We start from the raw sequence: 19,458 nt of genomic DNA, 5'->3' as shown, positions 1-19,458 counted from the left end.
CCGTGCGGGGCCCGGCTGGCACCTGCCGCGCCCAGAAGGATCGGCGCTTGTTCCTTGGCGCTGCGTCCCTATACTGCCGCCCCAGTAAACCAAAGACGCATTTTGACGGACAGGATACGGAATGAGCACAGCCCGCTTCGATGTCGCCGGGATCGGCAACGCCATTGTGGATATTATCGCCGAAGCGGGGGACGACTTCCTGGTCGCCAACGGCATTCAGAAAGGCGGCATGACGCTGATCGACGAGCCGCGCGCCGAAGAGCTTTACGCGAAGATGGGACCGGCGGTAGAGGTCTCCGGCGGCTCCTGCGCCAACACGATCGCAGGCATCGCCTCGCTGGGCGGCAAGGGCGCTTATTTCGGCAAGGTGCGCGACGATCAGCTCGGCAAAGTCTTTCAGCACGATCTGAAATCCATGGGCGTGCATTTCGACACCGTGCCGGCCACGGACGGCCCTTCCACCGCGCGCTGCTACATTCTCGTAACGCCGGACGCCCAGCGGTCGATGAACACGTTTCTGGGCGCTGCCGGCGGCATCGGCCCGGAGGATATCGACGAAGACCTGATCAAGGCCTCCGCCATCACCTATATGGAAGGCTATCTCTGGGACCCGCCCCGCGCGAAGGAAGCTTTCGTCAAAGCTTCGGGCATTGCCCATGAAGCCGGGCGCATGGTCTCGCTTACCTTGTCGGATTCTTTCTGCGTCGACCGTTACCGCGACGAGTTCCGCAAACTGGCAAAAGAAGAGGTCGATCTTCTCTTTGCCAACGAAGCCGAGATCATGTCGCTTTATGAAGTCGACACGTTCGACGCCGCATTGCAGGCCGTGCGCAAGGATTGCAAATTCGCCGCGCTGACACGCTCTGAAGCCGGCTCCGTCATCGTGGCGGACGGCGAGGTGCATGTGGTGGATGCGGTGAAGATTCCGAAAATCGTCGACAGCACCGGCGCGGGCGATCTTTATGCGGCCGGCTTCCTTTTCGGCCTGGCGCGCGGCTACGGGCCGGTGCGCTGCGGCCAGCTCGGCTCGCTCGCAGCGTCCGAATCCATCAGCCATTACGGACCGCGGCCCATGACCTCGCTGAAGGAACTGGCGGACGAAAAAGACCTGCTTTAAAGCTTGCGCAGGTAAACGTCCTTGATCGAGTGATCCGTACCCTTGCGAAGGATAAGGTCGGCGCGCTGGCGCGTCGGCAACACGTTCTGATGCAGGTTCGCCAGGTTGATCGAGGTCCAGATACCGTCGGCGACCTTCACCGCTTCTTCGTCCGTCAAATTGGCGTAGCGGTGGAAGTAAGCATCAGGATTCTGGAATGAGGTTTTGCGCAGGTCCAGAAAGCGCTGGATATACCAGTCACGGATCACTTCTTCATCCGCATCGATATAGACGGAGAAGTCGAAGAAGTCCGAAACGATGAGCTCCGGCGCGCCGCCGTCTGAAATGCGCGGGCCTTGCAGCACGTTCAGCCCTTCGACGATGAGCACATCGGGCTGCTCGACCACCACTTCTTCTCCCGGCACGATGTCGTAAGAGAAGTGGGAATAGACGGGCGCGGCGGCGCGCTTGCAGCCCGATTTCACATCGGTGAGAAAGCGCACCAGACGCTTGATGTCGAAACTTTCCGGAAAGCCCTTACGGCCCATCAGCTCGCGCTCTTCAAGCACCGCATTGGGATAGAGAAAGCCGTCGGTCGTGACGAGATCGACTTTCGGATGGTTCGGCCAGCGGGCGAGCAGCTCGCGCAGAATACGCGCCGTCGTGCTTTTGCCCACGGCAACGGAACCGGCAATCCCGATAATGTAGGGCACCTTGGCGTGGTTCTGGCGCAGGAACTGCGAGGTGACGCGGTAAAGGTCCTGGGTCGCGCCCACATAAAGATTGAGGAGGCGGGACAGCGGCAGATAGACCTGGCTCACTTCATCGAGCGAGATGCGCTCGCCCCAGCCGCGCAGCACCTCAAGATCGGCTTCGGACAGGGTGAGCGGCGTATCCTCGCGCAGATCGCCCCAGTCGGCGGTTTCAAAATGCCGGTAGGGGGACAGATCGCTTGTCAGGCGGAGCTTGGCTTCTTCCGCGCTTGCCTGCTCTTTGCCTTTAGCGCTTTGCGCCTCACCCGGACCTGCCGGCGACTTTTGTTCCGCGCTTGTCATAAGGCGGCCCCTTTCAGTTTTTATTGGGCGCAGCGTTCTTGTCAGTCTTCTGGCGCGCTGCTTTTTCGGCAAGGCCGGATGTGCCCTCGCGGCGGGCAAGCGCGGCGTAGACTTCCTGCGGCGTCACGTCCGAGGCGGCGAGCAGCACCAGCCAATGATAGAGAAGGTCGGCGGATTCCGAAATCACGCCCGCTTTATCGCGCGCGGTGGCCGCGATGATGGTTTCCACCGCTTCCTCGCCCATTTTCTGCGCGCATTTTTCAACGCCGCGATGCAGGAGCTTGGCGGTATAGGACGCGTCCGGGTCGGCGCCCTTGCGGGCGGCGATGGTCTCGAACAAGCGGTCGAGCTGACGGCCGTCACCGGCTTCCTGCGCCATCTTATCCTGCCTCTTCAGTTCACTTTAGAGTTCCAGACCGGCCCAAAGCCGCGGGAAACCCGCCTTGCGGGGCGCGTCTTCGTATCAGATTTGTGGCAGAAGCGCCAGCGAAGGGCAAAGGGGGAAAGAGCTCAATGTTGAGGCCGCTTTTTCAGGGCTGAAAAACGCTTAGACCCCTGGGGAATGCCGTTAGGGAAGGACGGGAGAGGGAATGCCGAGAGCGGCCTCAGGCGCGGGTGGCAAGCCCGGCTTCCCCGATCCGGCCCTGCAGCACATCGTCAAGCAGCGCATTGGCCAGATGCGCGCCGCGCAAATCCGCACCGCGTAGGTCCGCGCCTCTCAGATCGGTGCGCAGCAGGACCGCATCCCGAAGATCGCACGCGGCAAGCACCGCATTGGAGAGGTCCGCATCCGTGAGCACCGTGCCCCGCAGGACGGCGCCCGCCAGAACCGCTTTGCCGAGATAGCGCCCGCTCATGTCCATCTGGCTGAAATCGGCGCGCGCGCCGGTCTTTCCGCCGCTCTGTGCCCAGGCAAAATGGGCTTTCAGAATATCGGGCAGATCGTCGGCGGAAGGGCCGGGACGGGCGCGCTGGGCCCGCATCAGGCTGGTGCTTTGCTCGGTCGCCTCATCGAGCGCGGCCTGGCGCAGATCGGCATCGATGAGATTGGCGCCCTGCAGCACCACTTCGTTCATCTCCGCGCCCTTGAAGCTGCAATAGCGCATATCGGCGTTCTGGAAGCTAACGCCTTTCAGCCGGGCGGCAGCAAAATCCGCCCCGCCGAGCCGCGAGCCCGAGAGCTCCGTCCGCTCCAGTTGCGCCGCCTTGAAGGAGGTTTCCGGCTGCGCGGAGAGCAGCTTGCCCTCGGTGCCGATCACCTCGCCCCGGCGTAAGTCCGCTTCCTTGAAAACGGTATGCGTGAGGATCGCTTCGTCGAATTTCGCCCCGCGCAGGTCGGCGCGGGAGAAATTGGCGCGGGTCAGGTCCGCCTGGGTAAAGGAACAGCCGAAGAGGTTCGCCCGCTCGAAATGCGTATCGACCAGGACCGCGCCCTTGAAATTGCAAGCAATGAATTCGGAATCGGAAAAGTCATGGGCCGTGATGACGAGATCGGAGAGATTGCAATCTTTCAGCACAGCGCGCCGCCCGTCGCGCATCCCGCGGATATAGCGGCGGTGCAAAACGTGCAAACGGCGCAGGAGCTCGGGCGTTACCCGGTATCCGGAAAGTACAGTCATGGAGGAGCGGCCACCCATCTTCGGCATGCCGGCCTCCCCCCAGAGCCGGGCAATTCGTCTATGGGCCAATTTGCCTGAAAGGTTCTTAGAAAGTACGACAAAAACAGGCAGGTTTTGCTTAAAAACTGCGACTTTTAGGGTTAAAGCACCAAGGTGACGCTGCGTCTGCTGCCCGCTCAGCCCTGCCAGAAGCGCGGCGCCTTCGCAAATTTTTTCCAAAGTTTTTCCGCCGCCTTCAGATCCTGTTCGGCGCGGCGGCCATGATAGCCGAGGATAAAGCCACCCGCTTTGGCGGCTGCCGTGCGGTGCTGGGCGGCGACGGGCAGGCGGGCCAGCGTTTCCTCCGCCGCCGCTACATCGTTCAGCGCCCCCAGACTGTCCTGCAACGCGCCGAGATGGGTGAGATAGGGCGCGGTTTGGCCGGATTTGAAAAGCGGCTCGAAAACCTGCGCCGCATACCGCAGTTTTTTCAGCCTCTTGCGCAATTCATGGCGCGCGGGCGGAGGAAGTGCCGCGAATTTCCGTCCCAGCTTCCCGGCCTTTGCTGCGGCCTTTTCCAGCCTGGCCGCACCCGCCTCCCGCGCCGCAGCGCCCAAATCTCCTTCCTTTCCCGCCTCGCGCAACGCTTCGATCTCACAGGCAAGGGTGAGCAGGAATTTAGTGAACTCAGGTTCACTGAGAGCGGCGCGTACATGCGTCCAGGCGGCTTTACGCGCCCGCTTCAGCGCCGAGACGATGGGCGCGAGATCCACGTCCAGGAGATCGAGCGCGGCGACCGGGCTTAAAATCTCTTCCTCGAAGACATCGAGATCGCGGGCCTCGCCCAGGATCGCGGCATACTCCTTCGCTTTGGATGAAAGTAGGTTCAACTCTTCGGAATGGTCCCCCAAAAGACCGATCATGGCGCGCAGCCGCCGCAGGCCCACCCGCATCTGGTGAATGCCTTCCGGATCGCCTGCTTCCATGATGGCCGGCTCATTTGCCAAGATCTGGGAGAGGGCGCTCGACAGCGCCGCCTCCAGTGCTTCACCAGCAGTGGCGGTGGCTTCAAGCTCGATGGGCGCAGCCTTGACCGGGGAAATCGCGCCGCCCGAGGCAAGCCTGAACCCGTGTTCAGCTTTTGAACGCAGCGAGAGGCGCAGGGGCACTTCTTCAAGGAGCACCAATGCTTCCCGGTAAAGGGCGAGCGGCGCGCCTTCTTTCAATTCCAGTTCCAGCTCGCGCAGCGGCTCTTTTTCCGCTCCTGCCAGAATGGCCCCTTCATCGAGAGCCAGTTCGATCAGCGCATCCGGGGTTTTGACATAGGCGGTGCGGCGGCGGATATCGGTGGTGAAGACGGGCCGGGGCGGCGCAGCGCCGCAGAGCTTTTCGATCGCGCCCGCCACTTCCTCCGGCAGGAGACCGAGATCGGGCAGGGCGGCGGAAGCACCGACCGGGCTTTCATATTCCGCCCGATCAAGGGCGAGGCCCGTGCCGCGCGGCTTTGCCTTGACGGTCTGGATTTGCTTGGCGCCCGCCTCGCGCACCCGAAGCGTGAAGCCCGCCGCTTTAAGCGCGAGATCAGGCGTGTCGAAATAAGTGGAGCGCAGGCGCTGGCGCTTCACATGGGCGAGGTCGCTCCGTCCCGCCCAGGCCGTTTGCGGCAAGCGGGCAAGGGCGCGCGTATCCAGCAGCAATTTCAGTTCGATCTCGCGCAAGGCCTGCCCCAACTGGTTTCACATGGCCGGTTTCACCTGCCCCATTTCACATGACAGGACTATGACGCGCGCTTGAAGGGGGGCCAAACGGAAATCGGCCGTGACTTGCAGTCAGTGCGGCATGCGTCTCAAAGACGCATCGGTATCCCGGCCTTCGACATATGGACTTTCGCCTCGCCGATCGTGTGATCGCCGAAATGAAAGATCGAGGCGGCAAGAACCGCGCTCGCGTGACCCTCGGTCACGCCTTCCACCAAATGGTCGAGCGTGCCGACGCCGCCCGAGGCGATGACCGGCACCCGCACCGCATCGGAGATGGCGCGGGTGAGCGGCAGGTTGAAACCTTCGCGCGTGCCGTCCCGGTCCATGGAGGTGAGAAGGATTTCGCCCGCGCCGAGCGCCACGACTTTTTTCGCGAACGCCACCGCATCGATGCCGGTGCGCTCGCGCCCGCCATGGGTGAAGATTTCCCATTTGCCGGGCGCGACGGTTTTCGCATCGATGGCAACGACGATGCATTGGCTGCCGAATTTCTCCGCCGCCTCGCGCACGAATTCCGGATTGGTGACGGCGGCGGTATTGATCGACACTTTGTCGGCACCGGCCAGAAGAAGACGGCGCACATCGTCCACCGTGCGCACGCCGCCGCCCACCGTCAGCGGCATGAAACATTGCTCGGCGGTGCGCCGCACGACATCGATCAGGGTGCCGCGTTTTTCATGGCTCGCGGTAATGTCGAGAAAGCAAAGCTCGTCCGCGCCCGCCGCATCATAGGCTTTCGCCGCTTCCACCGGATCGCCTGCATCGCGCAGGCCGACGAAATTGACGCCTTTGACGACGCGTCCGTCTTTCACATCGAGACAGGGAATGATGCGGACCTTCAACATCAGGCAGCCTCTTTCAGGAGCGCGATAACTTCTTTCGGATCAAGACGGCCGTCATAAAGCGCGCGGCCGGAAATCGCCCCTTCGATGTTTTTGCAGCCTGTCTTTAAAAGCTCTTTCACATCGTCGATGGAGGCAAGACCGCCGCTTGCAATCACGGGAATGGAAATCGCCTCAGCAAGCGCCACCGTTGCCTCGATGTTGAGACCCTGCAGCGCGCCGTCGCGGGAAATGTCGGTATAGATAATGGCGGCAACGCCCGCATCTTCAAAGCGGCGCGCCATATCCAAGGCGGTGAGGTCGGAAACCTCCGCCCAGCCTTCCACCGCAACGCGCCCGTCTTTGGCATCGAGACCAACGGCAATGCGGCCCGGATATTTTTTGCAGGCCTCGATGACGAGCTCCGGGTTCTTCACCGCCGCCGTGCCGATGATGATGCGGGTCACGCCTTTTTCAAGCCAGGCCTCGATCGTGCCCATGTCGCGGATGCCGCCGCCGAGCTGCACCGGCAGATCGATCTCTTTCAGGATCGCCTCCACCGCGCCGGCATTGACGGGCTTGCCTTCGAAAGCGCCGTTCAGATCGACAAGGTGGAGATAAGAGAAGCCTGCATCCTGAAAGGCGCGGGCTTGGGCTGCCGGGTTATCGTTGAAGACCGTTGCCTGATCCATCAGCCCGTGCACGAGGCGCACGCATTGGCCGTCTTTCAGATCGATGGCGGGAAAGAGGATCATCTCAGGTCTCCAAAACGTTACGGCTTCCAGTGAAGGAAGTTGCGAATAAGGGACAGGCCGAGTGTCTGGCTTTTTTCCGGGTGGAACTGCGTGCCGATCATATTGTCGCGCGCCACAACGGCGGTAAGCCTGCCGCCATAATCCACCTCGGCCAGAACCTCTCCCGGGTTTGCCGCTTTCAAATGATACGAGTGCACGAAATAAGCGTGGGTGGCGCCGAGGTCTTCCAGCACCGGATGCGCCCCATAAATATGAAGCTCGTTCCAGCCCATGTGAGGAACTTTCAGGTTTTCATCCTCAGGCTCTATGGGCACGACATCGCCCTTAATCCAGCCAAGGCCCGGATGGGTGCCGTGCTCGTGGCCGGCGCTTGCCATAAGCTGCATGCCGACACAGATGCCGAGAAAGGGACGGCCTTTTTTGATGACCGTTTCTTCCAGCGCCTCGATCATGCCGGTCAGCTTGCCGAGCCCCTGGCGGCAATCGCCAAAAGCGCCGACACCGGGCAGCACCACGCGGTCGGCGCTCAGCACTTCTTCCGGGTCGGGCGTGACCAGAATATCGGCGGCAAGGCCTGCTTCACGGGCCATACGCTCAAAAGCCTTTTCCGCCGAGCGCAGATTGCCCGAGCCGTAATCGACGATTGCTACTTTCATGTCCGCCATCCGGAAGGTTCGGGAAAGACACCGAGCACGTCATTGCCTCGGCTTTGCTCCCGCCCATGGGGTGAACGCGGCGCGGTTTGCGCTTGGCTCTTGGCGCCCGCCCGCTCATGTGCCGCCGGCCAGACGCCGCCTTTCAGCGGCAGGCCCCAGGCGGGGGCGGGGCGCGGCGCGGGCAAGGCGCCGTCATAATCACGGAAAAAACGTTCCTCGGCTTCTTCCTCACTGCCCCCACGCACGATGGCGGCAAAGCCCGCGCCTTTGCGGGCAAGCGCCAGGCGGCGCAGCTCATTGCCTTCCGCCGCCACTAAAAGCTGGAGGGCAAAAGAGGCGATCATGATCGGCGTTTCGCCATAGCCCAGATAGACGAGACCCGCGGTTAAAAGAAGCGAGAGGCCGAAATAGCCCGCCGCCTCGAACCAGAGCCGGTGATAAAGCAGCCAGAGCAGCGGTATGGCAAGCGCCGGCCAGGCCATGCCTTCCTTGACGAAGACGATCTGGCGCGTCTCGCGCGTTTCCGCGTCATTGAGATGGACGGTGTAGAACTTCATCCGGAACCTTTGGCGGCGCATCCGGCGGGCGGCCCAAAAGCGCGCCCAGTGCGTTGCGGGTTGCGCGCTTTACTTAGGCGATTAGCGGCGAAAAGACCAGCCCCGCAACGGGCCCGTTGAGCAAACGCTGCCTTAGCCGTTCGTGCCCAGCATGCCCTTTGTCGAGGGGACGGCATCGGCCTTGCGCGGGTCGATCTCGATCGCATCGCGCAGCGAACGGGCAAGTGCCTTGAAGCTCGATTCCACGATGTGGTGATTGTTCTCCCCATAGAGGTTTTCCATGTGGAGTGTGATCCCGGCATTGAAGGCAAAGGCCTGGAACCATTCACGGAAAAGCTCGGTATCCATATCGCCGAGCTTCGGCTTCGTGAAATTCACCTTCCAGATGAGATAGGGCCGGCCCGAGACATCGAGGGCGCAGCGGGTCAGCGTCTCATCCATGGGGATGAGCGCGGAAGCGTAGCGGCGGATGCCTTTCAGATCGCCCAGCGCACGGCGCAGCGCTTCGCCGATGACGATGCCCGTATCTTCGGTCGTGTGGTGAAAGTCGATATGAAGATCACCCTCGGCGCGCACTTTCAGATCGATCAGGGAGTGGCGGGAGAGCTGCTCGAGCATATGGTCGAGAAAGCCGATGCCGGTATCGATGTCGTAATCGCCGGTGCCGTCCAGATCCAGAGAGACGAAGACTTCCGTCTCTTTCGTTTTGCGTTCCACCGTGGCCGTGCGGCCGCCCGTCTCGGCGAGCATGGGAGCATCCTTCATTCAAAGTCCCGGCAGACCCGATGACCCACCAGTTTCGACAGCTTCTAACATGGGCGGCCTGCCGCCGCCACAGGGTTTTGCCCGCCCCGGGCGCGGGGCCCGGCAGACAAGACAAAAAGCCTAGCCGCTCAAACGGTTAGAAAAGGTTAACCATAAAAATCTAGCGGGATACGTGTGAGGTCCTGAAACGCGCGATTCCAGATTAAGGCGGAGGTCCAACCTCTTATTATTAACCAAAGGTGAATCTGTGCGGTAAGCGAAATTTCGCTGCGGACTCATTTGCTTAGGGCACAAAGCTCAGAAAGCCCGGATTTGCGCCTTTCACTTAAGCGCGCAGCCAGGCGCGCAGCCGGGCGCGGGCGGTACGCCGCGCATGCTGGACAGGCTCGGCGGAGCCGTGAATTTGGGCAAGCACGGTCGCCCCTTCCTTCAGCACCATGAGCTCACCGGCCAGATCTTCGGCCTCCAGATAGCCCGCCAGTTCCACAGCAGAAACGATCGTCGCGCGCAGGTTCTCTTTTGCTTCTGCCGCCGCCTGATGGATGGGGTCGGCAAGATCCGGAAACTCCCCCGCCGCGCGCACGAACATACAGCCATTGAAAGGGCCGAGCTCCGTCTCCCCGCCGATCCATTCTTCCAGCGCATCGAAAAGCGCCAGCGGGCGGTCCGGCGGCGGCAAGTGGCTTTCAGCAAGTTTGCGGCCGAACCAGGCGAGGATCTGCCGGTTGCGCGCTTCAAGGGAGGCCAGGATCAGTGCCTGTTTGGAGTCGAAATGACGGTAGAGCGTCATTTTCGCGAGCCCGCCTTGGGAAAGGATGCGGTCGATCCCCACCGCATGAAAGCCTTCTTCGGCGAAGAGCTTCATGGCGCTGTCCACGACATCGTCGCGGCGGGAAGGGCGGGGCATCTCGTATCTCCTCGGGCTTGGCACCGGCGAAACCGGATAAAATCAGTCTAATGAGACGGAGCGGTCTTGTAAAACATCTTTTGAAGCTATAGATAGACCGAACCGTATCACTTGGGAGTCCCCTATGCCTTTTGACGCCGCATCCCCCGCATCGCCCGTGGCCACCCGGCCCGGGGTGCCCCCGCTCAAACGCATTGCCTGGGCGGGGCTCGGCTCATTTCTCGCTATCGGGGCCTGCGGGCTGCTTAGCGAATGGAGCGGCCTTGCCTGGCTGATGGCCCCCTTCGGGGCAAGCTGCGTGCTGGTTTTCGGCCTGCCGGAAAGCCCGCTTGCCCAGCCGCGCCATGTGATCGGCGGACATTTGATCGCGAGTATGATCGGTCTCATTTTGGCAGGGCTGCTGCCCGCCACACCGCTGGCACTTGCCGCCAGCATGGCGCTGGCGGTCGTCGCCATGCAGCTCACGCGCACGGTGCACCCGCCAGCCGGCGCCGATCCCCTGGTTTTCATGATGGCAGGTCAAGGGCTTGCCGAGGCTTGGCCGCAGCTTCTGCATCCGGTGCTCGCGGGCAGCGCTCTCATTGTTTTGATCGGAATTGGCGTGAATTGGCTCGCAGGCCGCCGCCCCTATCCGCTTTATTGGGTCTAAAGGAACGGAGGACACGTTATGAGCGAAGAACGCCGCTATATTACCGATATCGGCTTCACCCCCACGGTGAAGGCGGAGCAGGAGCGGCTGGGCAGCCGCACATTCTACGAAAGATATGAGCAAACCATGGGTTGGCGCGGCGAAGTGAATGAAGATCTGATCCAAAGGCTGGCGAATACGGATTCGTTTTATTTTTCCACCGCCAATGCGGACGGTCAGCCCTATATCCAGCACCGGGGCGGGCCGAAAGGCTTTCTGCGTCCCCTGAACAAACATGAACTTGGGTTCGCAGATTACGCCGGGAACAAGCAGTATATTTCCATCGGCAATCTGAAAGACAATCCGAAATGCTTTCTCTTCCTGATGGATTATCCGACAAGGCGGCGCGTCAAAATCTGGGGCCGCGCGCGGGTGGAAGAGCGCGACAACGAGCTGATCCGCAGCCTGAAACCGGAAGGCTATAACGCGGCGGTGGAGCGGGCGATCATCATCACGGTGGAAGCCTGGGACACGAATTGCCATCAGCACATTCTGCCGCGCTATTCCCCGGACCTGTTGGAGCCGGCTTTCGCGCGGCTGGAAGCGCGGATCAAGCAGCTGGAAGCGCAAGTCCGGGAATTGGGGGGCGACCCCGGCCCGTTCGAACATGTCGGGCTGACGTAAGGCCTGCGGGCAGGCGTGCCGGGCGGGCGCTTCTTGATCTTGGCGGGAAGGGCGCCACATGTTAGGCCGTGCGGGCCGGGAAACCGGCCGGCCTTCCTCGCCCTTCCACCACCCGGACATGACATATGCCTCACGAAAGCTCGCCCCTTCCTTCCTGGCACGGCACCACGATCCTAACGGTCCGCAAGGGCGGCGAGGTGGTGGTCGCGGGGGACGGCCAGGTTTCCCTCGGCGACACGGTGATCAAAGGCAACGCCCGCAAGGTGCGCCCGCTCGGGCCCGGCGGCAAAGTGGTGGGCGGTTTTGCCGGGGCGACGGCGGATGCGATGACGCTGTTCGAGCGGCTGGAAGCAAAGCTCGACCAATATCCCGGCCAGCTCACCCGGGCCTGCGTGGAGCTCGCCAAGGACTGGCGCACCGACCGCTATTTGCGCCGGCTGGAAGCCATGATGATCGTTGCGGATGCGGAAGCATCCCTGGTTCTGACCGGCAACGGCGATGTGCTGGAGCCCGAAGCCGGGGTGATCGGCATCGGTTCCGGGGGCAATTTTGCCCTGGCCGCAGCCCGCGCACTGATGGATACCGAGTTCGGCGCCGAGGAAATCGCGCGCCGCGCCATGAAAATCGCCGCCGAGATCTGCGTCTATACCAATGAGAATATCGTGGTGGAGAAACTTCCCTCCGCCCGCTAGACGCGCGCCACCTGCTTTAAAATTCAGCCGTTTTCGACAGGCCAGCCCATGACCAGCTTTTCTCCCCGCGAAATCGTTTCCGAACTCGACCGCTATATTGTCGGCCAGCACGAAGCCAAGCGCGCCGTCGCCATTGCACTGCGCAACCGCTGGCGCCGCCAGCAGCTCGACGGTTCCTTGAAAGAGGAAGTGCTGCCGAAAAACATTCTGATGATCGGCCCCACGGGCGTCGGCAAGACGGAAATCTCCCGTCGGCTCGCGAAACTTGCTGAAGCGCCGTTCATTAAAGTGGAAGCGACGAAATTCACCGAAGTCGGCTATGTCGGCCGGGACGTGGAGCAGATCATCCGTGACCTTCTGGAAAGCGCCATCACGCTGATGCGCGAGAAGCGGCGCAAGGAAGTGGAGGCGCGCGCACATCTGGCCGCCGAGGAACGGGTATTGAATGCGCTGGTGGGCGCAGGCGCCTCCGAAGCGACGCGGGAGGCCTTCCGGCGCAAGCTGCGGGCCGGCGAGCTGGATGACAAGGAGATCGAGGTCGAAGTAACCGAGAGCGCCAGCGGTATGCCCATGATGGACATACCCGGAATGCCCGGCGGTCAGATGGGTATGGTCAATCTCAGCGATATTTTCGGCAAAGCCTTCGGGGGACGCACAAAACCGCGGAAAATGTACGTCAAAGACTCCCATGACATTCTCATCGCCGAGGAATCCGACAAGCTGCTCGACCAGGACGCCCTGGTGCAGGACGCCATCCGCTCGGTCGAGAATGACGGCATCGTCTTTCTGGACGAGGTGGACAAGATCTGCGCCCGGGCCGACCGGCAGGGTGCCGATGTCAGCCGGGAGGGGGTGCAGCGCGACCTCCTGCCCCTTATCGAGGGAACGGCGGTCAGCACCAAGCACGGCACGGTGAAGACCGACCATATTCTCTTCATCGCCTCGGGCGCCTTCCACCTCGCCAAACCGTCGGACCTGCTGCCCGAACTACAGGGGCGCCTGCCGATCCGGGTCGAGCTGCAGCCGCTGGCAAAGGAAGAATTCCGCCGCATCCTTACTGAACCGGAAGCCAGCCTCATCAAGCAATACAAAGCTCTGATGGAAACCGAAGGTGTGAATCTGGATTTCACAGAAGACGGGATCGACGCGCTGGCCGGGCTTGCCGCCGAAATCAATACGAGCGTGGAAAATATCGGCGCGCGCCGGCTCCATACGATCATGGAGCGGGTGCTGGACGACATTTCCTATACCGCCTCCGACCGGAGTGGGGAAACCGTGACCATCAATAAAGCCTATGTGGATGAGCATGTAGGCGAGCTGGCGAAAAACACGGACCTGACGCGCTTTATCCTCTAGACTCTCTAGCGCGCTGACTCTTCAATCCGGTAGCGGAACAAGTTGGTGAATCCATCTCCCGCACCCCTTTCGCAAGGCGCGAATCCGCGCTGCCTTCAAAGGTGGCGGTGCGCCATTATTCCGCGCGCCTTGGCCTTCCCATTTCTTCGCTGAAAACGAATCCGGCCGACGCCCATCTACCGCTTAGCGCGAGTCAGGCCCGGATTTGCGCGTTTTTTCGAGGAAGCGCAAAAGCGCATCGAGGTCTTTTTCAGGCAGGAACCGGATCTCTTTGGCAAGCAGATTGGCCGCCTCCGTCGCCTTTGGATGAAGGCCGGCGGTGTCGATCGTGACCTTGGGATGAGAGAGGCGGGCAAGGGCAACCAGTTCCTCTGCCTCATCCCAGATAATGCCGAGCGTGCCGATAATCCGCTGGACGAGATCGAAGCCCGGCCGCCCCCGGTACCCGTGCTCAAGGGCGGAGAGATAAGCCGCGCTTACCCCCACCGCCTTGGCAAGTTCCGCCTGGCTGAGGCCCTTGCGCTCCCGGTGGACGCGGAGCTTTTCGCCGAAGGGAGTCATCGCTTGCGTCTCAGCCAGACATAAAGCGCGCCGCCGCCGCCGTGGCGGGGATGGGCGGGCTGAAAACCGGCGACGAGCCCGCGCAGCCGGTCCCCATGCAGCCAGTCCGGCACGAGCTGGCGCAATACGGCTTTGCGCTCGGGCGTGTGATAAAACTCATGCCCGTGCAACGTGTGGCGGGAATGGGGCGCGTTGCCCTTACCGGTGATCACCAGGACAACGCGGGTGCCGCGGGCGCGCTCATCCTGCAAAAAGCGGGTAAGGCGCATTTCGGCGGTCATTTTCGTTTCGCCGTGAAGATCGAGATAGGCTTCCGGTTCGATCTGCCCGCGGGAGAGGCGCTGAGAAGTGCGCCGGTCGAGGCCCGTGAGCGGCGGCGGGCTCGGCGCGCGGACGATTTCGCTCCGGGCGAGTCTTTGCGGGGGCAGGGTCTTCGCAGAGGGCGCGGGTGTGCCGCTTTTCCGGTTTGTGCTTTTCACGGCAGACTTAGGGGATGGATTCGCTTCCGTATCGATTTTGCCGGAGGTTTTTCCCCCGCCTTCTTCCCCATCGAGCAGCGGGGCCATACGGCCCGGCGCGGGGATGACGGTCTCCGTCACCTCTTTCCAGAGTTTCTTTTCTTCCGGTGACAGGGGGCGGGCGGGGCGTTTGCGGGCCATCTCAGCCTCGCGGGGAGCTCAAAGACGCCGCAGCGCCCGCAGATTTCGGCAGGAGCAGAAAGAGCCGGCCTTCCTCTGCCATCTTGCCCGCGATCTCACCTGCGGCTTCTCCCGAGCCCATGAAGATGTCACCCCGGATGGGCCCTTTGATGGCCGAGCCCGTATCCTGCGCCACCATGAGCTGGCGGAAGGGCTGACCGCCCGGCAGTTCCGTCTCGAGCCAAAGGAGGGCGCCGAGGCCATGGACCGCCCGGTCCACCGCCAGCGAGCGCCAGGGGGTGAGCTGGCGGCCTGCCGCGCCAACCGGCCCAAGCGCCGGATCGGAACCCTCGATTTCCTGGAAGAAAATATAGGAGCGGTTCTCGTTCAAGATCGCCTGGCGCTTTTCCGGGTTGTTTTTCAGCCAATCGCGAATCGACTGCATGGAGATATTTTCGCGGACGAGGAATCCGCGCTCTGCCATGACCCGGCCAATGGGCGTATAGGGCCGCCCGTTCTTTGCCGCAAAGCCGACCCGCATGGCTGTCCCGTCTTCCATGAGAAGGCGGCCAGAGCCTTGAATATGCAGGAAAAAAGCGTCCACCGGATCGGCGAGCCAGACGAAGGGCTTAGCGCCCGGGCCTACATTGCCCGCCTCGATGCTCGCCCGGTCGGGATAAGGCACGAAACGCGCGCCTTCCACCCGGCCCCGGATGCGTTTGCCTTCAAGCTCGGGGTCGAACGCGCCAAGATCGATGGTCTGAAGATCCACCGGCTTGCCGCGCAGAGGGGTTTGATAGGCACCGCCCGGCGCGCGGGCCGCTTTAAACTCCGGTTCGTAATAGCCGGTGAACAGGCCTGTCTCTTTTCCGCCCGCTGCCAGCGCATAAGGCGTGAACTGGCTCTCGAAAAACGCGCGGGCCTCTTTCGCGGCAACCCGCTCGGCCTGGGCGCAAACCCCGGCCCAAGCCCCGGCGGGACCCGAAAGCCCGGCTTTGCCGTCCATGCGCGGATCGAGCGGCGCGCTGACGGGCCGGGCGGCAATGACGGGGCAGGTGCGCCGGAAGGCGGCCAGCGCTTCGGCATGATCATCGCCCTGCCAGCCGGGCAGCTCGGCAAAGGAAATCCGGGTAAGAGAGGTTTCCGCCACCGCCTCAGGCCCCTTTTGGGCAGCAGGCGGCTCGGTCTTCTTTTCCTGCTCGGCACAGGCGGCAAGCGCCAAAGCGGCCGTGAAGACGGCCACAAGCGCCGGTTTGGCGGGGAAAAGGCGCGGCGCGGCCCATCGGCAGATCATCGCCTCAGGCGCCGGCTTCCGTCGCCACGACCTGCCAGTTCGGGTCGCGGCTGCGCGTGTCACGCTCGAAGGTCCAGATATCGGTGACGGTATGCACGGTCACCGGATCGCCTTCGACAACGATACCGTCTTCGTTTTTCGTGACGCTCGATTGTTCGGAGACAAATTTGACGCCGATCCGCGCCTTCGTATCGGCAAGCTTGGCGGTTTTGACATCCGCCGATTTCAGCCCGATCAGGGCAAACTCGACTTTCAGTTTCTTTTCTTCCCGCGCGCTGATCGCGCCTTCGAAACTTGCATAGACGCCATCGGAAAGCAGCGGGCGCAGCGTCTCCCGGTCACCTTCAGCATAGGCCGTGACGATCATTTCATAAGCGGCGCGCGCGCCTTCCAGAAACGCTTCCGGATCGAACATGCGGTCGGTCAGCGCGATTTCCGTCAGGCCCTGCTGGGCGCCGGGCTCGACATGCTGCAGGCGCCCGGAAAGCGGACCCTCCTGCGCGGGCGGCACGGCGCGGCCGGGCATGGGAATGACCTTGCCGTCGCTATCCGCTTTGCCGTCGGCTTCTTCCTGCGGGCCGCGGCCATTCGAGGCCGAATAAGGATCGTAAGGCCGGCGCTCATGGCCGGTGCGCTGGCCGAGCACGGAGCGCAGCCGCCAGAAGACCACAACCGCGGCGATCAGCAGAATGAGATTGAGTAGGTCGAAGCCGTTTCCCATGAAACCGTTCCTTTGGTGCGTTTCAAGCGCGGGGCTTCGCGCGAACGCTCGCTTGCTTTCGGCTCTTTCCTCTGGGCTTTTGCCAGCGGCTTTTGCCAGTGGTTTTCGAAAGAGCCCGCGCGCCGTCTTCTCTTATCAACGGCTCACTCGCCGTCCTGTGCTTGGCACGGTCCCTTTTTCACCACATATGTTCTCTATAACCTAGGCCAAGTAGCGACCTAATGCCAGATTATCCGCAGAAAAGTGCGCCCCGCTGCCGCAGGCGCGCAAAGTGTGGCTTTTCCGGCCCGATTTGGCGCAAAAGCCCGCCGCCGGGCGCGTGCACATGAAACGACAGAAAGTCCCTGATCTTTATGCCCTTACTCCTTTTTCTTCTTTTCGTTGGCGTTCCGATCGCGGAAATCGCGGTCTTCATCGAGGCTGGCTCCGCCATCGGCGTCGTGCCGACGCTCGCCATCGTTATCGCCACCGCCTTTGCGGGGACTTGGCTCCTAAGAGCGCAGGGGCTTGCCACTTTCGCCAAGGCGCAGGCCTCGATGAATGAAGGTCAGTTGCCGGTGGAGCAAATGGTGCACGGGCTTTTTCTGGCGGTCGCCGGGATCTTGCTGCTGACCCCCGGCTTCATCACCGACACGGTCGGCCTTTTGCTTTTCGTGCCCGGCATCCGCCTGGCGCTCGGCAAAAAGATTTTACATGCGCTGATGGCGCGCGGGCAGGTGCATGTCTATGGCGCAGGTCCCGGTATGGGTCCCGGGCGCCAACCTCCCGGCCACGATCCTTTTACTCACGATCCCTTTGGCGGCAAGCCCGGCCGGGGCGGACCCATTATCGAAGGGGAAGTCATCGAAGAAGAGGGCGAGGAGAGACGGCCCGGAAAGGGCGAACCCAACCCCAATTCGCCTTGGCGGACTTGAGTTCGCGCGCGGGCGGCGGAGCGCTGCGCGCTTGTGAGGCAGGCCGTTCCGTGTTAGCCCAACCTCCTTTCCTGCAATCGAGAGGCGGATCAGGCAATGAGTGAAACGGATACCAACGCGGCAGAAGAAAACGGGCCGCAGCTGCGCGTCGTAACCCAGTATATCAAGGATCTGTCCTTCGAAAGCCCGAACGCGCCGCACTCCCTCACTCAGCAAAGCGGGCCGCCCCAGATTTCCGTTCATGTGGATGTCGGCGTGCGCAAGCTGGCCGAAAGCGACTATGAAGTCGACCTGAAGCTGAACGTGGATGCGAAATCCGAGGACAAGCAGCTCTTCATCGTCGAGCTCGTCTATTCCGGCATCTTCCGGCTCGCCAATATTCCTCAGGAAAGCCTGCAGCCGGTGCTGCTCATCGAATGCCCGCGTCAGATCTTCCCCTTCGCGCGGCGGATCGTTGCCGATGTGGTGCGCGATGGCGGCTTCCCGCCGCTGATGATCGACCCGATCGATTTCTCCGGTCTCTACCGTCAGCAAATGGCGCAGGCACAGGCCGAAGCAAGCGCCCAGGCAACGCCTGACGCGTAACAGCTGCGGCGCCTGATAGGGGTTTAGTTTTTCGAGCTGGTCCAGAGCGCGGGCGCGCCGAAGCTTGCAACGAAAGCGGCATGGCTTTCGCGTTCGGTTTCGCTGAGACGAGGGCTAAGCGGTTTGGGCCTCGGCTCGCGTTTGGGCAGGCGCGAGAGCATATGCATGCCGGCCTCGCCGCCCGCATCTTTCTGGCCGGCAAGGCCGAGGCCGAATTGCCGCCCGCCCACAAGCTCCAGGTAAACTTCCGCCAGAAGCTCGCTATCGAGCAGCGCGCCGTGTTTCGTGCGGTTGGAATTGTCGATGCCGAAACGGCGGCATAGCGCATCGAGCGAATTTTGCGCGCCGGCGAATTTGCGCCGCGCAATGGCCAGCGTGTCGATGGCCTGTTCATCGGGAAGCGGCGGACGGCCGAGCCGTTTCAGCTCCGCATTGAGAAAGCCCATATCGAAGGCGGCATTGTGAATGACGAGCGGCGCGTCGCCGACAAATTCCAGAAACCGGTCGGCAATATCGGCAAAGAGCGGCTTGTCGGAGAGGAACTCGTTGGAAAGCCCGTGCACTTCCAGTGCGCCTGCATCGACCTCGCGCTGGGGGTTCAGATATTCATGAAAGACGCGGCCCGTCGGCACATGATTGTCGAGCTCGACACAGCCGATTTCCACCAGCCGGTGCCCGTCCGCCGCGCTGATGCCCGTCGTTTCCGTATCGAGAACGATTTCCCGCATGGCTTCCCCTCATCTCATCGTACCCGCGCGCACCCCCGCGCGGGATCCGAGTCTAGCCCATTTGCGCCAGCATCTTGGGCAAAATCTTGCCGGGCCGGCCCTGCAATTTATTCACGATTTCTTTGACCTGCTCGAACGCATGCTCGAGGCCCTTGTCCGTTTCGACGATGAAATCGGCCCCGGCACGCTTCTCCGCGTCGGGCACCTGCTTGGCATGGATCGCATCGAATTTTTCCGCGCTCATGCCGGGCCGGGCAAGCACCCGCTCGCGCTGCACCTCGTAAGGGGCGGAGACGACAACGATGACATCCACCCGCTCGCGCCCGCCCGTTTCAAAAAGAAGCGGGATGTCGAGCAGCACCATGGGCTGATCCTCAGCCATGGCTTTTTGCAGGAAAGCGCGCTGCACTTGGCCCACTAGCGGGTGGACGATGGCTTCGAGTTTTTTCAGTTCTTCCGGTTTACCGAGCACGCGTTTGGAAAGCTCCTCGCGGTCGACCGTGCCGTCCTTCACCGTGCCGGGAAAGGCTTCTTCAAGCGGGGCAACCGCCGCGCCGCCCGGGGCATAAAGTTCGTGCACGGCGGCATCTGCGTCATAGACCGGCACGCCGAGCCTTGCGAACATTTTGGCGGTTTCGGATTTTCCCATTCCGATCGAGCCCGTCAGGCCAATGAGAAGCACATCGT

23 protein-coding genes are annotated in these 19,458 nt (G+C 62.2%); 7 read left to right on the top strand and 16 right to left on the bottom strand.

The features are described from left to right. Positions 1 to 121: 121 nt before the first annotated feature. On the top strand, positions 122 to 1,117 hold the full coding sequence (locus ACOQOT_RS16795) for an adenosine kinase (protein WP_420560302.1): 996 nt from the start codon (positions 122 to 124) through the stop codon (positions 1,115 to 1,117). Here ACOQOT_RS16795 and coaA read toward each other — a convergent pair. The 10 genes from coaA to ACOQOT_RS16745 all read right to left on the bottom strand — a co-directional run bounded on the left by coaA (position 1,114) and on the right by ACOQOT_RS16745 (position 9,970). Then, positions 1,114 to 2,151 (bottom strand): type I pantothenate kinase, encoded by a 1,038-nt coding sequence (gene coaA, locus ACOQOT_RS16790; RefSeq protein WP_420560301.1) that lies wholly within the window; start codon positions 2,149 to 2,151, stop codon positions 1,114 to 1,116. The two genes, ACOQOT_RS16795 and coaA, sit on opposite strands and share 4 nt — an antisense overlap. 13 nt (positions 2,152 to 2,164) lie before the next feature. Next, a complete protein-coding gene (locus ACOQOT_RS16785) occupies positions 2,165 to 2,530 on the bottom strand; it encodes a phosphoribosyl-ATP diphosphatase (protein ID WP_420560300.1) in 366 nt (121 codons plus the stop codon). 226 nt (positions 2,531 to 2,756) lie between these two features. Beyond that, positions 2,757 to 3,797 (bottom strand): pentapeptide repeat-containing protein, encoded by a 1,041-nt coding sequence (locus ACOQOT_RS16780; RefSeq protein WP_420560299.1) that lies wholly within the window; start codon positions 3,795 to 3,797, stop codon positions 2,757 to 2,759. A 149-nt stretch (positions 3,798 to 3,946) separates the two neighbouring features. Beyond that, the gene (locus ACOQOT_RS16775) at positions 3,947 to 5,467 is read right to left on the bottom strand and encodes a CHAD domain-containing protein (RefSeq protein ID WP_420560298.1); all 1,521 of its coding nucleotides are present in this window, start codon (positions 5,465 to 5,467) and stop codon (positions 3,947 to 3,949) included. Between the two features lie 128 nt (positions 5,468 to 5,595). After that, positions 5,596 to 6,354: an imidazole glycerol phosphate synthase subunit HisF gene (gene hisF / locus ACOQOT_RS16770; protein ID WP_420560297.1), complete on the bottom strand. Its 759-nt coding sequence runs from the start codon at positions 6,352 to 6,354 to the stop codon at positions 5,596 to 5,598. Next, complete coding sequence (gene hisA / locus ACOQOT_RS16765) at positions 6,354 to 7,085, bottom strand: 1-(5-phosphoribosyl)-5-[(5-phosphoribosylamino)methylideneamino]imidazole-4-carboxamide isomerase (RefSeq protein ID WP_420560296.1); 732 nt, start codon at positions 7,083 to 7,085, stop codon at positions 6,354 to 6,356. The genes hisF and hisA overlap by 1 nt, the downstream gene beginning before the upstream one ends. A gap of 17 nt (positions 7,086 to 7,102) precedes the next feature. After that, positions 7,103 to 7,741 carry an imidazole glycerol phosphate synthase subunit HisH gene (gene hisH, locus ACOQOT_RS16760; protein ID WP_420560295.1) on the bottom strand — a complete coding sequence of 213 codons (639 nt, stop codon included), beginning with the start codon at positions 7,739 to 7,741 and terminating at the stop codon, positions 7,103 to 7,105. Continuing rightward, positions 7,738 to 8,298, bottom strand: coding sequence for a DUF2628 domain-containing protein (locus tag ACOQOT_RS16755; protein ID WP_420560294.1), 561 nt, complete (start codon positions 8,296 to 8,298; stop codon positions 7,738 to 7,740). Before ACOQOT_RS16755 ends, hisH begins: the two co-directional genes overlap by 4 nt. 132 nt (positions 8,299 to 8,430) lie before the next feature. After that, positions 8,431 to 9,063, bottom strand: coding sequence for an imidazoleglycerol-phosphate dehydratase HisB (hisB, locus tag ACOQOT_RS16750; protein WP_420560293.1), 633 nt, complete (start codon positions 9,061 to 9,063; stop codon positions 8,431 to 8,433). A gap of 325 nt (positions 9,064 to 9,388) precedes the next feature. After that, entirely contained in the window at positions 9,389 to 9,970 is a 582-nt protein-coding gene (locus ACOQOT_RS16745) for a TetR/AcrR family transcriptional regulator (protein WP_420560292.1), read from the bottom strand. Positions 9,971 to 10,094: 124 nt separating this feature from the next. Between ACOQOT_RS16745 and ACOQOT_RS16740 the strand changes: the two genes are divergently transcribed. The 4 genes from ACOQOT_RS16740 to hslU all read left to right on the top strand — a co-directional run bounded on the left by ACOQOT_RS16740 (position 10,095) and on the right by hslU (position 13,330). Further along, positions 10,095 to 10,619, top strand: coding sequence for an HPP family protein (locus ACOQOT_RS16740; RefSeq protein WP_420560291.1), 525 nt, complete (start codon positions 10,095 to 10,097; stop codon positions 10,617 to 10,619). Positions 10,620 to 10,637: 18 nt separating this feature from the next. Next, positions 10,638 to 11,282 carry a pyridoxamine 5'-phosphate oxidase family protein gene (locus tag ACOQOT_RS16735; RefSeq protein WP_420560290.1) on the top strand — a complete coding sequence of 215 codons (645 nt, stop codon included), beginning with the start codon at positions 10,638 to 10,640 and terminating at the stop codon, positions 11,280 to 11,282. 125 nt (positions 11,283 to 11,407) lie between these two features. Then, entirely contained in the window at positions 11,408 to 11,974 is a 567-nt protein-coding gene (gene hslV / locus ACOQOT_RS16730; RefSeq protein ID WP_420560289.1) for an ATP-dependent protease subunit HslV, read from the top strand. Between the two features lie 48 nt (positions 11,975 to 12,022). Continuing rightward, the gene (hslU, locus tag ACOQOT_RS16725; RefSeq protein WP_420560288.1) at positions 12,023 to 13,330 is read left to right on the top strand and encodes an ATP-dependent protease ATPase subunit HslU; all 1,308 of its coding nucleotides are present in this window, start codon (positions 12,023 to 12,025) and stop codon (positions 13,328 to 13,330) included. 183 nt (positions 13,331 to 13,513) lie between these two features. Here hslU and ACOQOT_RS16720 read toward each other — a convergent pair whose 3' ends face one another. Genes ACOQOT_RS16720 through ACOQOT_RS16705 form a run of 4 tightly spaced genes read right to left on the bottom strand, consistent with a single transcriptional unit; the run spans position 13,514 to position 16,544 of the window. Next, positions 13,514 to 13,891: a helix-turn-helix domain-containing protein gene (locus ACOQOT_RS16720; RefSeq protein WP_420560287.1), complete on the bottom strand. Its 378-nt coding sequence runs from the start codon at positions 13,889 to 13,891 to the stop codon at positions 13,514 to 13,516. Further along, positions 13,888 to 14,550 carry a Smr/MutS family protein gene (locus tag ACOQOT_RS16715; protein ID WP_420560286.1) on the bottom strand — a complete coding sequence of 221 codons (663 nt, stop codon included), beginning with the start codon at positions 14,548 to 14,550 and terminating at the stop codon, positions 13,888 to 13,890. Before ACOQOT_RS16715 ends, ACOQOT_RS16720 begins: the two co-directional genes overlap by 4 nt. A 1-nt stretch (position 14,551) precedes the next feature. Continuing rightward, positions 14,552 to 15,823, bottom strand: coding sequence for a murein transglycosylase A (locus tag ACOQOT_RS16710; protein WP_420560285.1), 1,272 nt, complete (start codon positions 15,821 to 15,823; stop codon positions 14,552 to 14,554). A 4-nt stretch (positions 15,824 to 15,827) separates the two neighbouring features. Then, positions 15,828 to 16,544 (bottom strand): Tim44/TimA family putative adaptor protein, encoded by a 717-nt coding sequence (locus tag ACOQOT_RS16705; RefSeq protein WP_420560284.1) that lies wholly within the window; start codon positions 16,542 to 16,544, stop codon positions 15,828 to 15,830. Positions 16,545 to 16,897: 353 nt separating this feature from the next. On the opposite strand from ACOQOT_RS16705, the gene ACOQOT_RS16700 reads away from it, so the two are divergent. Both ACOQOT_RS16700 and secB read left to right on the top strand, forming a co-directional pair. Continuing rightward, on the top strand, positions 16,898 to 17,458 hold the full coding sequence (locus tag ACOQOT_RS16700) for an FxsA family protein (RefSeq protein WP_420560283.1): 561 nt from the start codon (positions 16,898 to 16,900) through the stop codon (positions 17,456 to 17,458). A 96-nt stretch (positions 17,459 to 17,554) separates the two neighbouring features. Further along, the gene (secB, locus tag ACOQOT_RS16695; RefSeq protein ID WP_420560282.1) at positions 17,555 to 18,043 is read left to right on the top strand and encodes a protein-export chaperone SecB; all 489 of its coding nucleotides are present in this window, start codon (positions 17,555 to 17,557) and stop codon (positions 18,041 to 18,043) included. 23 nt (positions 18,044 to 18,066) lie between these two features. On the opposite strand, the gene dnaQ is transcribed toward secB, so the two are convergent. Together dnaQ and coaE are read right to left on the bottom strand one after the other, a co-directional pair. Continuing rightward, positions 18,067 to 18,771, bottom strand: coding sequence for a DNA polymerase III subunit epsilon (dnaQ, locus tag ACOQOT_RS16690; protein WP_420560281.1), 705 nt, complete (start codon positions 18,769 to 18,771; stop codon positions 18,067 to 18,069). 52 nt (positions 18,772 to 18,823) lie between these two features. Further along, the gene (gene coaE / locus ACOQOT_RS16685) at positions 18,824 to 19,453 is read right to left on the bottom strand and encodes a dephospho-CoA kinase (protein WP_420561963.1); all 630 of its coding nucleotides are present in this window, start codon (positions 19,451 to 19,453) and stop codon (positions 18,824 to 18,826) included. Between the last annotated feature and the right edge of the window lie 5 nt (positions 19,454 to 19,458).

The sequence above is a fragment of the Tepidicaulis sp. genome, from assembly GCF_965222285.1.
Classification (GTDB): Bacteria; Pseudomonadota; Alphaproteobacteria; order Parvibaculales; family Parvibaculaceae; genus Tepidicaulis.
The sequence above is the reverse complement of the archived record's forward strand: the minus strand, read 5'-3'. Positions and strand labels throughout refer to the sequence as shown.

What these genes read in the sequence shown, in the direction of transcription:
- ACOQOT_RS16795 (WP_420560302.1), top strand. Translation starts at nt 122, where the DNA reads ATGAGCACAGCCCGCTTCGATGTCGCCGGGATCGGCAACGCCATTGTG.
- coaA (WP_420560301.1), bottom strand. Translation starts at nt 2,151, where the DNA reads ATGACAAGCGCGGAACAAAAGTCGCCGGCAGGTCCGGGTGAGGCGCAA.
- ACOQOT_RS16785 (WP_420560300.1), bottom strand. Translation starts at nt 2,530, where the DNA reads ATGGCGCAGGAAGCCGGTGACGGCCGTCAGCTCGACCGCTTGTTCGAG.
- ACOQOT_RS16780 (WP_420560299.1), bottom strand. Translation starts at nt 3,797, where the DNA reads ATGCCGAAGATGGGTGGCCGCTCCTCCATGACTGTACTTTCCGGATAC.
- hisF (WP_420560297.1), bottom strand. Translation starts at nt 6,354, where the DNA reads ATGTTGAAGGTCCGCATCATTCCCTGTCTCGATGTGAAAGACGGACGC.
- hisA (WP_420560296.1), bottom strand. Translation starts at nt 7,085, where the DNA reads ATGATCCTCTTTCCCGCCATCGATCTGAAAGACGGCCAATGCGTGCGC.
- hisH (WP_420560295.1), bottom strand. Translation starts at nt 7,741, where the DNA reads ATGAAAGTAGCAATCGTCGATTACGGCTCGGGCAATCTGCGCTCGGCG.
- ACOQOT_RS16755 (WP_420560294.1), bottom strand. Translation starts at nt 8,298, where the DNA reads ATGAAGTTCTACACCGTCCATCTCAATGACGCGGAAACGCGCGAGACG.
- hisB (WP_420560293.1), bottom strand. Translation starts at nt 9,063, where the DNA reads ATGAAGGATGCTCCCATGCTCGCCGAGACGGGCGGCCGCACGGCCACG.
- ACOQOT_RS16745 (WP_420560292.1), bottom strand. Translation starts at nt 9,970, where the DNA reads ATGCCCCGCCCTTCCCGCCGCGACGATGTCGTGGACAGCGCCATGAAG.
- ACOQOT_RS16740 (WP_420560291.1), top strand. Translation starts at nt 10,095, where the DNA reads ATGCCTTTTGACGCCGCATCCCCCGCATCGCCCGTGGCCACCCGGCCC.
- ACOQOT_RS16735 (WP_420560290.1), top strand. Translation starts at nt 10,638, where the DNA reads ATGAGCGAAGAACGCCGCTATATTACCGATATCGGCTTCACCCCCACG.
- hslV (WP_420560289.1), top strand. Translation starts at nt 11,408, where the DNA reads ATGCCTCACGAAAGCTCGCCCCTTCCTTCCTGGCACGGCACCACGATC.
- hslU (WP_420560288.1), top strand. Translation starts at nt 12,023, where the DNA reads ATGACCAGCTTTTCTCCCCGCGAAATCGTTTCCGAACTCGACCGCTAT.
- ACOQOT_RS16720 (WP_420560287.1), bottom strand. Translation starts at nt 13,891, where the DNA reads ATGACTCCCTTCGGCGAAAAGCTCCGCGTCCACCGGGAGCGCAAGGGC.
- ACOQOT_RS16715 (WP_420560286.1), bottom strand. Translation starts at nt 14,550, where the DNA reads ATGGCCCGCAAACGCCCCGCCCGCCCCCTGTCACCGGAAGAAAAGAAA.
- ACOQOT_RS16710 (WP_420560285.1), bottom strand. Translation starts at nt 15,823, where the DNA reads ATGATCTGCCGATGGGCCGCGCCGCGCCTTTTCCCCGCCAAACCGGCG.
- ACOQOT_RS16705 (WP_420560284.1), bottom strand. Translation starts at nt 16,544, where the DNA reads ATGGGAAACGGCTTCGACCTACTCAATCTCATTCTGCTGATCGCCGCG.
- ACOQOT_RS16700 (WP_420560283.1), top strand. Translation starts at nt 16,898, where the DNA reads ATGCCCTTACTCCTTTTTCTTCTTTTCGTTGGCGTTCCGATCGCGGAA.
- secB (WP_420560282.1), top strand. Translation starts at nt 17,555, where the DNA reads ATGAGTGAAACGGATACCAACGCGGCAGAAGAAAACGGGCCGCAGCTG.
- dnaQ (WP_420560281.1), bottom strand. Translation starts at nt 18,771, where the DNA reads ATGCGGGAAATCGTTCTCGATACGGAAACGACGGGCATCAGCGCGGCG.